This window comes from Asaia sp. A2 (assembly GCF_057319415.1).
The window spans coordinates 25,014-36,165 of sequence record NZ_JBXWTO010000022.1; the positions used below are offsets into that span (position 1 = coordinate 25,014).

The 11,152-nt window shown below is 56.0% G+C and carries 6 protein-coding genes and 1 pseudogene; 1 reads left to right on the forward strand and 6 read right to left on the reverse strand.

Features of this window, described 5'->3' with window-relative positions:
• Positions 1–7 precede the first annotated feature (7 nt).
• From ACWNRM_RS13935 to ACWNRM_RS13955, 5 genes are all read right to left on the reverse strand, one after another.
• A complete protein-coding gene (locus tag ACWNRM_RS13935) occupies positions 8–781 on the reverse strand; it encodes a FadR/GntR family transcriptional regulator (protein WP_222546369.1) in 774 nt (257 codons plus the stop codon).
• Positions 782–1,011: 230 nt separating this feature from the next.
• Positions 1,012–2,520 carry a hypothetical protein gene (locus ACWNRM_RS13940; RefSeq protein ID WP_222546368.1) on the reverse strand — a complete coding sequence of 503 codons (1,509 nt, stop codon included), beginning with the start codon at positions 2,518–2,520 and terminating at the stop codon, positions 1,012–1,014.
• An 84-nt stretch (positions 2,521–2,604) separates the two neighbouring features.
• Positions 2,605–3,984 carry a hypothetical protein gene (locus ACWNRM_RS13945; RefSeq protein WP_222546367.1) on the reverse strand — a complete coding sequence of 460 codons (1,380 nt, stop codon included), beginning with the start codon at positions 3,982–3,984 and terminating at the stop codon, positions 2,605–2,607.
• Positions 3,974–6,424 carry a hypothetical protein gene (locus ACWNRM_RS13950; protein ID WP_485171312.1) on the reverse strand — a complete coding sequence of 817 codons (2,451 nt, stop codon included), beginning with the start codon at positions 6,422–6,424 and terminating at the stop codon, positions 3,974–3,976. Before ACWNRM_RS13950 ends, ACWNRM_RS13945 begins: the two co-directional genes overlap by 11 nt.
• Before the next feature lie 1,388 nt (positions 6,425–7,812).
• Entirely contained in the window at positions 7,813–8,658 is an 846-nt protein-coding gene (locus ACWNRM_RS13955) for an NAD(P)H-dependent oxidoreductase (protein WP_485171311.1), read from the reverse strand.
• Between the two features lie 111 nt (positions 8,659–8,769).
• Between ACWNRM_RS13955 and ACWNRM_RS13960 the strand changes: the two genes are divergently transcribed.
• The gene (locus tag ACWNRM_RS13960; protein WP_485171310.1) at positions 8,770–9,672 is read left to right on the forward strand and encodes a LysR family transcriptional regulator; all 903 of its coding nucleotides are present in this window, start codon (positions 8,770–8,772) and stop codon (positions 9,670–9,672) included.
• A gap of 1,054 nt (positions 9,673–10,726) precedes the next feature.
• On the opposite strand, the pseudogene ACWNRM_RS13965 reads toward ACWNRM_RS13960, so the two are convergent.
• Positions 10,727–11,026 (reverse strand): annotated as a pseudogene (locus ACWNRM_RS13965) (IS5/IS1182 family transposase); the annotation flags it as partial.
• Between the last annotated feature and the right edge of the window lie 126 nt (positions 11,027–11,152).

An 11,152-nucleotide genomic window follows, 5' to 3' on the forward strand; every position in this document is an offset into this window, starting at 1 on the left:
CGCTGGTTTAACGCCCCTGCTTAGATATCCCAGAAATGTTGCGCTCGGATATAGGTATGTCTGGAACTCTATGGTCAAGACTGAAGGCATCTATCAGCGGATGAAGGATTGCAAGTGCGGCGTGTGCTGCCTGGATGGGATCACCAGCTTTGATCGCGTGGTAAAGGTCGTCGTGAAGCGATAAACTTGGCTCTGTAACGCCGTGTTCGACCATCGCCGCGCGCGCAGCATCACGGGCGGTGCCAAGGAAATACCGATAGAGCTCAATCAGGGCTCGATTTCGGCTGGTCTCTGCAATTGCACAGTGAAAGGCCGAATCTCGCTCAAGAAACATGTCAACACTCTGGCCTTCAACCCAGTACCCTCGGGCATCGAGTCGTGACTTGATCCGTTTCAGGTCAGTTGTTGTGCGTCGTAGGGCCGCGAGTCTGGCCGCCTCCACTTCTAACATAGCCCGCAATTCAAAATGCTCACGCAGGCTAGACCGACGTAGCGTTCGCATCATCGCAGCGGGGTCATCTTGGGAACGCACATAGGTACCGTCCCCCTGCCTGACTTCAAGAATGCCTGCGTGAGACAGCACTCGAATAGCTTCGCGCACTGTATTGCGCCCAACCTGTAGTAGTTCGCTGAGCTCTCCCTCCGTGGGAATTCTCTCACCGAGCTGCCATACTCCTGAGGCTATACGTTGATTCAAGGCGTCAAGGGCAGAGTCCACGAGAGACTGACGTCGGGTCGAGGTGAGGATAGGCATATGCGGTGCGAGAAAAACCTCAGACATTATCTTTCCAATCTTTGGTCGGACATTGTCCGCCGAAGGTATTAGTCCATAAAATTGACAATCATTCGCCCTCTCTGCCAGACGCAGACGATTTTCGACAGAGGCGCGCAAGCGCTCGCTGCGTCTGAAGCTCCCAGTGCAACAAGACTTTGTTCTGAGATTGAATTCTGGCAGTCGTGACTATCTGCAAAATTATGGGATCTGCGGCGACAAATCGAGGGTGATGTGAGTCACATCGTTGAGACCCGAGCATCCGATCTTTGCCATCCCAATCGCTTGGCGAGATGATCAAACATTGGTGTGGTGTCGTTCTCTGCACCACGTAAGCGCAGTCCCAACCCGATCAGAGCATTCCCGAGCATCAGTATCCGACTGCCTTCAGCGTGACCCTCCGATGAGAACTGGTCGACAAGCCAGGAGAACGCAGAGACACCGCCATATGTTGCTCGTGGCTCGAACAGCTTTTCTGCCTCGCCCACCTCGCCCAAGGCGTTAAGATTATAGGCAAACGGATAGGCCCGGCTAAGGCGGTCGAGCGGGGTCGCGTCCATGTGCGCGAAGCAATCGGCGATGCGATTGATCGCCCGATCGGAGATTGCATCGAGTTGGCCCGTGACCATCGCGGTCTCCACGATATAGGCATGTGACAAGCCGTTGAGGAAAAAGTTGGCACCGGGATCTACAATATCGAGAAAACGAACCAGATCGTCGACAATCACTCTCTCCGCGCCGATTTCCTCTGAAATCTTGCCAAGGTTATGCAAGGCGATGAGGTAATACAATCCCTGGTGCATCTTCTCCGCTGGTTCTAGCTCAGCCCATAGCGGCCTCAGTTCGGCCAGCCGATCGTGCCCCATTGTCACGTAGGATGTACGCCCCGAAACCGCGATCGCGTTCAGCATCGTTACACGCGGGTAGATCTTGACGTAGGCCGGCGAGATCGGCTGTGGAAAGCGCAGCGGAAAGTTAATCTCGTCATCTTGATCGACGTATTCTAGCACGTCCCTCATGAAATCATAACCGTCGTCGAAAATCATCCCGTCCAGTCCGACCGCTGACAGCACCGAAAACAGCATCGAGCATCCACGCCCCCTGAAAAAGGGGGAAGGAACGGTTTGGATCAGGCTTAGCGCCTCCCGGACACGATTGCGGCGGCCCGCAGTCAGTTTCTCTTGCAGTCCCGCCTGCCCCATCCCCAGAAAGAGCGACGTGTAGGCGAACAACTTCTCGTATTCACCGTGGTTGCCGGCATTCTCGTCCCTGATCTGGTCTGGTTGGATGCGATCGACCATTGCCAGCATCTCTTCGGCGAAATCGTACTCGGCATTGACCAGCAAGGCGATGTCGAGATGCAGTTTGGCAAAAGCGTCAAATAGTATACCAGCGCCGACGACAGCGTAATACGGATTTTTCTCTGACCGTAGCGCATCCGTGAGTTTGCATGTGGTCGTTATTAGGCGGTCGTTACTTACTACGACGTCCGGATTAGATACCTCAACTGCAAAATCTGCCAAGAGTAGCGCGAAACGTAGATAGCCTTTAGGGGCGGGAATTTTGCGAAGCAGGATATCACGCGCCTGATGAACGAGGGATCCGAGATGCTCATTATAATCGACGGGATACTGACCGAGGGAGAGCCCGCGTACCATCCTGCTCCAGGGCGTGCAAATAACACGAGATTCGGGAGCCAGAGCCGCCATACCGAAGCGCGACAATGCGGAATTGGGCGTTGTGACCATAATATTTTTCCTTCGAGGTGCCTCAGCGGCCGGCGACTATGTCCGCCCGAGAACTTGGTCTCAGGAGAGCCGTCAATTCGTTAGTTACGCTTCCATCATGTCTGCTGACGCCGGTTCGGATAGAGACGCTCCTCCGTAATCGGGCACGGGGATGCCTAGGAACCTCCTGCGCTTACCCTCGAGCATTTCGAGTGCCCAGTTTAACCAGCGGACTCCCTCGCAGAAGATAGCGACCGGGCGCCGCTGCACGAGATACGAGTCGATCAGGCTGCCGTCGAGTTCCATCTGGAAATGGAATGGCGGCATGGCGGTGAAATGAGCGCCCATCATGAAAACGAACCGGACCAGCCAATGCGGATCCTCGGCAACAGCGGCGGACTGGGGATTGTCGAGGTCATAGAGTTTGCGCATCACTGGCGCGAAGTAGCGCTCCATCCCCGTAACATCAGGACGTTCGTCGACATCAATGTTGCGCTCGGTCAGATCCTCGACCCTATAGGAGCGCTCATACGGATTACCCGGTTCATACCGGATTTCGACCTCTGGTGAGCGTCCCTCCCCGACCGAGACTGAAAGATCGAAGCGCTCGTGATGCACTTCGTCGTAGTGACCGAGCGAATTGTGCCAAGGCTTGTTGTCGTACATTGGGTCGTCGCGCGTCTCAGCGCCTTCGCTGTTGAAACCGATCGCCCGCGGATCGAGGAACCGCAAATCGATCGAGGCTGCCGTAATCGCGTCTAGCGCGGCCTCGATATCTGCCGCCGGTGCGCTTGCCTCAATCAGCGCTTGAGCACGGACCAAAGGTGCTACGTCATTGATCTTGATATTTTCGGTATTGGTGTCACCCATGACGAGGGCATGGAAGTGTGGCTCGAGCATGTCGCAATAGGCCGCGTTTCCTCGCAGGATGCTCAGGATTGTCCGGAAGTTTCGGTAGCGTACCCCGTTGATAATAATGTGGCTCGTATCCAACAGCTTTTCGTTGAAAGTGTTTGGCGCTGTGCTGCGGCATAGATCAAGGCGGTCTTCGATCTTACGGAAATAGGAGGTCTCCAGGGTATTGCCAGGAGACCTTACACGCCGCAGGCTGTGCACGTCATTGCGCAGCACGAGAGCGATCTGCTCGTAGATGCGGGCTATGATCGCAGGCGGCGGGCTGCAACGCTCGACATAGCGGCTGACCTCCTCCCCCGGAACGAAGCTCATCTCATAGATTAGTTCCTTGAATGTGAGCCGGTCCGTTTCCTTTAGATAGTGGGTCGGCACCTGAATCTCGCGCTCAAGGATATCAAATACGTGCGGAAAGTAGCGCCGTGCCGGGTCCGGCAGGGCCTGCAGGAATTCAGCCTGCCGCTTGGCCTTGGTGAAGGGTGGCAGCATGACGCCGGTCCCCTCCGGATTCCAGCCGACTGCTATTAGGGCTTCGCTCAGGATCTTTCGAACGATGACATTCTCATGCTGCATGGTGGTCCTCCGCGGTGACGAACATGGTCATGGATTCACTACCGCCCTTCCCAAAACCCAGGACGCGCTCGCCCAGTTTGACGTAGGAAAAAACTGTACTGCTAAGAATCTTCCGGCCGCGCGCGAAATGCAGAACACGCTGGTTGTCGCTGGTGAGGGACGAAACACAGCCATGTTCCAAAGCTTCGAGGGACGCGTTATGGCTGCGTTGAGCTATCTGCTCCGCTGTAGATACGACGGTTACCGCGCTGCCATAGGGTGCCGTGTCGAATATCCCCTCGCCGGGATCCGCGCCCAGGCAAACAATCTGGACATCGCCGTTGAGACGAAGCGAACAGCGCCGTTGTTTAGCAAGGGGAAGTTCAAACAGGCCCCGCGTAGCGGACGCAATATCCTTGGCCGCCGTCATCGGTACGCCAGCCGCCGAGACAAGGGGGGCCGAAGCTTCCCGAAGCCGCCTTAGAACGTCATTGTGTCCGGTATTGAACGTTGTGTCCACCTGGATAGCACCACGCAGGTAATCGGAATACAGCGTTACGGCGTCTTTGGGATCCAGCGCATCCGCAGCGCAGAGCGCTACGCACCATCCTAATACGTCGCCGCTCGCGAAATAATAGTCGTGTGAAAGGAAAATCGCCGGACGTTCCGCCCGCAACAGGATCAACAGTGCAAGCTGATGGAGGATCTGAAACGTCGCAACTGCCTGCGGGGACATCACCGCGGCCTGACCCGGCCCCGCTGCGGTGATGTCAAACGACAGCGCGGACGTGAACTTCTCATAGAGTGCTGCGACCTCATCATGATGTTCAGCCATGCGTCTGGCACTGCGGATCAAGTCAAGCACTGGAGCGTCGTCCAAACGGCTGAAATAGAAGACCAGTGCTTCCGGCGTCCAGCGACCAGCAGAACACCGGGCCGTCACCGAACCGTCCGGCTTGAGGACTTTGATTTCTGTAGTCACCCGCCCCAGCGTATGGCTATCACCCACGACACTTTTCTTCGCCTGTACCTGAAGCGCAAGTTCTCCTCCCGCGAGGTCGAGATCGTCGCGCGCGGCGGAGGTGTGCTGGTAGATCTCCAGAAACCGTCGTAGAGAGGGTGATAAAGAACTCGGGGCAGTCACTTGAAAGGTAGCAACCATACGTGTGAATTCCCGGAGCATGAATTCCCGAACCACCGGATAGCGTGCCGGCACGCCAAACATTCGCCTCAACACGGCCAAATCACCGTCTTGGAGATGTGCCCTCCCAGCGGTATCTCGCGCTGTAAGGCAGCCAATCTGCTGCAGCAGCGTTGCGGCCGCCACGAGGGCGTCTGTATTCTCCTGTCCGCCAGCATAGGCGATCGCCGGCAGAGTGAGACCATTGTCTACCAGAAGCTGCACCGATTTGCCGCCTTGGCCAAGTTCCAGCACGATATTGCCGCCGACATACTCGCAATTGTTGGCGGTCCAGCGCGATTCCATAACGGAGTCGATGATGGATAAAACGGCATCGCGCACGTCCGCAGCCTTATGGACGATACGATTGGCATGATTGCAGATCAGCGGCGTATGTGCATTCTGGAACCGGATGCCTTCGCTGTCCATCATCCGAGCGAATGCTTCCCGGACCGGCGCCATGCGGGCAGCATGGGCCATGAAGCACGTCGGCTCTTTCAACTCTGTCACCGCGACGTCCGCAAAGTTGCGCATGAAGAGCCCAAAGCTTTCCCTTGCACCCGTCCGGACATAGATATTCGCTTGATTCGCGGCGTATGTCTTGTGCAGCTCCACGTCGGACACGTCATAGACATCACCGATTGCCACCAAGACGCGATTCAAGGTGTCCGGATGACCCGTCAGCGCCACGACATGAGCGGGCTGGAGCACAAGAGGTTGTGTGACGCCAACAGCGGCCAGCATTTCGGCGACACGCACCTGCAGGGCTGACGGCGATGACACGCCTTCGGCGCCGACGAGGATGAACGGGGCCAGCGCATGGGCAAGTTTTGCGCCGTCGGCTAATGACAAGGCGCCCGCGGCGACAGCCGCAGTGATGATGCCGAAGCTTTCGCCGGTGAACGACACAAAATGAATGTCCGTCCCGTTTCGTTGCAAGACATCGACGAGATAGCGGTGCAAGGCGATCCCGTGAGCCAGCAGCGCGGCTCCCAGGAATGCCTGTCGCTCTATCCGATCATCAGGAATATTCGAATCCCGCAAGACGAGGCACTCGGGATCACAGCCCAAAGCTGCCCCTGCTTCCGAGAAGACTTGTCGAACAACAGGCACGCCACACTCGAACAAATCACGTTCGAGTTCGCGATACGCCGCGCGGCTGCCTAGTCCGGGGAAGAAACCGACTGGCCGCATCGCGTTAAGGCCAGGCGCAGGCGTCTGCTCAACTGACTGGCCTTTAATAGTGGTTTCACGGGCTTCATTTTTCGGACTGCTGCTCATTGGCACTAACCTCTTCGGAAAACAGTCTTTTGATATCGGTGCGTCCGACGGTGTTCTTCGCGTTCACTGCAATGGGCGGGTGATGAACTGAGCCCTCATTCCCAAGGCTCTGACTAGAGTGACGCAAATCAGATCTGAACGGATGGAGCCGTCGGCGACGCCCATTCTTGCAATTCATCCTATGTTTGAGTCAACGACTTATTTGTTGGTTCGCTTCATAAGCTGATTTTGATTATGAAAGTATTGGCCTGGTAAGAAGGATACTCGAACGTTCTTGCATGGCGAGCGGGCTACAGGCATGCTGCGCGGCTAGGGAACGCTTGCGTCCGATCAAAACAACTGTCTCGCGGGAGATTTATCCCGCTCCTTCGTGACGAACGAAGGTTTGACACGGCCTCATGGTCGAGGACGCAGGCTCCCCTCAATCAGGCATCCTTGGACGTTGTCAAAAACAAGGCCAAAGTTACGATCTCAAATCTCTCCAATGCAACGATTATCACCAGGGAGAGCTTGATATCCGTCTGATCCGTCTGGCAGGAACTTCATGCAGAGGCGGATCAGATTACGTTCGCCTGATCAGCATGTTCATAGCTCTGGATGGAAGCAGGCATTTTGGCCGGAGATGTGCTAGTCAGCCATTTATTAAGCCGTCTCCGGTCAACCAGCAGGTTGCAAGGCGAAGCCCCCGGCACGCCAAAAAACGCTACGGGCCGACAAACCACGACGGCTGTTCAAACGAGTATTGAACGGCGCAGCATTGGTTGTTGTCTTCGCTTCGAATGATTGGTTGGTCCTACTCACGCGTGACATCCGCATCCCTTCACGGTCACGTACGTCCGCCACATACAGCACTCGACTATTGCAGTATGAGGTCAACCCATCCGTTCGGACAGTATTGTGGTCCTGCTATGCGATCTATGGATACGGTCGTTTGGCCCGTTTCGTTGCTGCTGACGTATCATGACCCTTCTCATCAGGCGTTCCTCCAGCCTGCGGTTGCTCTCGTTTTCGCTGATGCACGTTTCTGAACCGAGGTGTCGTAAACTATGAGCCCGAGTCCGTATCGAAGATCTTCGGTGCGTCGTAGCGGATCAGAGACTTCCAGTGCGTCTCAATGCGAAATTCGTCAGCCATTGTGTGCGAAAGCCGCCGGTACACCACCTTGCGGGTTGCCTAGTTATGATCGCCATTAGGCAAAGAGATCCCTTTTGCGTCGAGATACAGGCAATATCCCAGCGCCACACCTAGTCCATCTGGTTGATCTCCATATTCCGCGATGGATATGGAGACCTTCGATGCGCAGAATGGGGTACAGCCACACTCGACTACTGGTAGATCTTTTTTCCAACTGTCCGCGCCATGAGAGGACGCGCTTACTTGCGTTGAGCTCAAATGTAGCTGGCTACTTCGGCAGTATCCGTTCGGGACGCACCGAGATCCTCATTGGGATCTCCAGGCTGCACCAGATGGATCCGCACACCTGTCTCATCACCACCAAGACCGGGCTTGAGCACTTGCTGGCCGTCGTAGTGGCCGCCATTTTGAGTGCGATACGGGATCGGCGTGTCGATGAAGAGATTTTCCATCCGGACCTTGAAGGCGGCGGCGACTTCGAGCCAACGCTCTTTCGACATGCGGTCACTTTGATAAACCGGGAAGGGCTCCATGACCGCCATACCCGGATAAAAGAGCTGCCCATGCTGAATGGGCCATAGGATCTCATCCAGACGGCCATTCACGCCGCGTTCACTATAGTGCGGCTCGCGACCCCCAATGTTGACGACAACCATCGCCCGCCGCCCGGCGAGCGTCCCTTCGCCGAAGCGGTCACCCCAGCGCTCTCCACCGTGCTCACCGACACCGTAGGCGAAGCCAAGCGCGTAGACGCGCTCGACCCAGCCTTTTAGGATCGCCGGCGTGCTGTACCACCACAGCGGGAAGGTGAGGATAACCGCATCCGCCCACAGTAACTTCTGTTGCTCGGCCACGACGTCAGCGGGCTGCGTGCCCGTTGCAAAGGCGTTACCCGACTCAGATGCATAATGCAGCCTGTCGGCGTTCTTACGCGTTGGGAAATCAGCTGCGTCGGCGACAGCCTTCCAGTGCATGGCATACAGGTCCGAAACCTCTACCTGATGGCCCTGCGCGGTCAGTGTCTCAACCGCAAGGTTCTTCAAGGAACTGGTGAGTGACTGGGCTTCGGAATGGGCATGGACGATCAGAACGTTGCTCATAAGGGGCTCCTGAAGAAGAACGGGAAGGGGCGGCTTTTGGCCGTTTAGGTAAGAGTAGAGACCACCTTACCATTCTTGAAATCAAAGCATCTATGTGCTGGTATCCACAAAATGGATGCCATACCGCTCGACTTCAATCTGCTCGTCACTCTCGACACGCTGCTGGCCGAGAGAAATGTCACCCATGCCGCCCGGCGATTGAACATGAGCCAGCCTGCACTGTCGACGCGCTTGGCACGGCTGCGCGACATCTTCGGCGATCAGCTGCTGATCCCGGCGCAACGCGGTATGGTGCTGACACAGAGAGCCCTGGAATTACAGCCGCGTCTGCACGAGGCGCTCGAAACCGTCCGCCAGGTCGTGGCGACGGACTCTGCATTTGATCCATCCCGGGCAAAGGGCACGATCAGTATCGCGGCCAGCGATTACACCCAAAGCGCCTTGCTTCTGCCGTTGGTCCAGACCTTACGGCAGGAAGCGCCGGGCCTTCGAATTGCGTGGCACAACCTGGACCTTACAGCCTTGCACAGCCAGATGGAGCGTGGAGCGGTTGATCTCGCCATAGACCTCCCGCAAAGGGTGTCAGGGCAGTTACGGATGCGCACGTTTTGTCGTGAAGACTATGTTCTGATTGCGCGAAACGGGCACCCTCAGGTTAAGGGTAGGATCGACCTCGACCTATTCTGCCGCCTCGATCACGTCATTGTATCACCCGACGGCGGTGGCTTTTCTGGGCCGACCGATACTGTCCTCGAAGCTCTGGGGCGATCGCGATATGTGGCGCTCTCCAGCCCGGGCTTTCTTGTCGTTCCCAGGATCATCTCGAACTCCGACATGATCGCAGTCGTGCCGGCGCGCATTGCCCAGGAGGAAAGAGAGAAGCTGCAGGTTCTCAATCCGCCGATCGGTGTACCAGGTTTCGAACTAGCGTTGCTTTGGCATGACCGAACTACGACGCATCCGGTGCAGCGATGGGTAAGAGAGCGATTAACCCAGCTCGTTAAAAACATCTAGGCGAGGCTGTCACTACTCTTCGGCGATACCGGCAGCAGCTCAATATTGAACGATCATCAGGTCATTTTTTCTCGTGGCCATGTGGTTACATTAAGCTCATCCACGGTATGTTGGGACCATTTTGTTCATACTATGCTCTATATCTGCTACCCGAAAAGAGATTGAGGTTTACCCATGCCGATGTGCTCGAGGTCGGACGGCGATTTCTTCGTCTCAAAGGGGCAAGAAATGATAAAACCTCTGATAAGATTGCAAGTTGATACTATACTGAAGGCCAATGCACACTCTATCCTAGCGGATGCAACCTTGAGTTAGTCTGGTGGCACAGGGGACGAAATGAATATTTTACGATTGCTACCAATCGCTCTCGCTGCTCTGTGCTGTTGTGAACCGGTGTTCGCCCAAAGTCTGATCAGTGACACTCCACATGTCGCGTCTAAATCATCGAAAGGCATTCGCTCGAACTCCCCGAATTCGAATGCCAACTTGGCGGCCTCAAAAAACGAATTCCTAGTCGTACACGGGCTTCGAGGCTACCAAATGGCTCCTCAATCTGACATCACCCCGCCTGAGGACGTATCTAGGGCAAACGTCAATCTTCCATGGATAGGAAAAGTTGAAGTTTCGAATGGTGAGAGCTATGGGAGGGACCCGAATACAGGAACAAACCTAGAACCTTTTGGCGAGGCTTACGAAAGCAGTAGTATTGTAGGTCACGGCCTGGCAGGTCCGGGTCAGGTGAGTGTCGGGAACATGAATCCTTGAAGCGGCGCTGCCAATAAAGCCCAAACTATTATTTTTCTGTTGTTGGTTGATCAGACCTACCGCTTCCATTCCCCCAACGGGACCGGGACCTCGAGAGACACCTCAGGAATAGACCTGTCTGAGACCAGTGTCGCATCAGTCTTTAGACTGCGAGGGTGGAGGGATCGAACAACCGTTGATTGGCGCGGCTAGCTCCTGATTTCTGTTTTGTTGCGTGCTGATTGACGGCTCCCGGGGTGACTTTTGGTCTGCGTTTTGGGCAGATCGGGCGCTGTTTCCTCCGGGATGGCTACGCGCTCGCGTTCAGTCTTTCGAGGAAGAGGAAGCGGCGCATGTTGTAGACGATATTGGCCAGCCCGATCCTCATGGTGGCTCGCGTTATGCCCACGGTCCGGACGAACAGTCCCGTCTGCGATTTCTGATCGGCAAAGACATGCTCGACACGCGACCGGATCACCGACTTTCCGGCGTTGGACCGCTGGATGTGACGGGGCATGGGCTTGAGATGCGGCTTTTTCCTGTGGATTTTCGAGACGAACCCGTGTCGGTCCATGAAATCCTCATTGGCTTTCGAGCGATACGCCGTGTCGGTGCTGTCACGTTAACTGATGTGAGGTAGGCGACGCCCGGGGAATGAGTATTCAGGCGCTGAGAGCGGTCGCGCTGCTCCATTGGGCGAGAGCCCTGAGACGGTGGATGTGACGAGAAAGGGCGA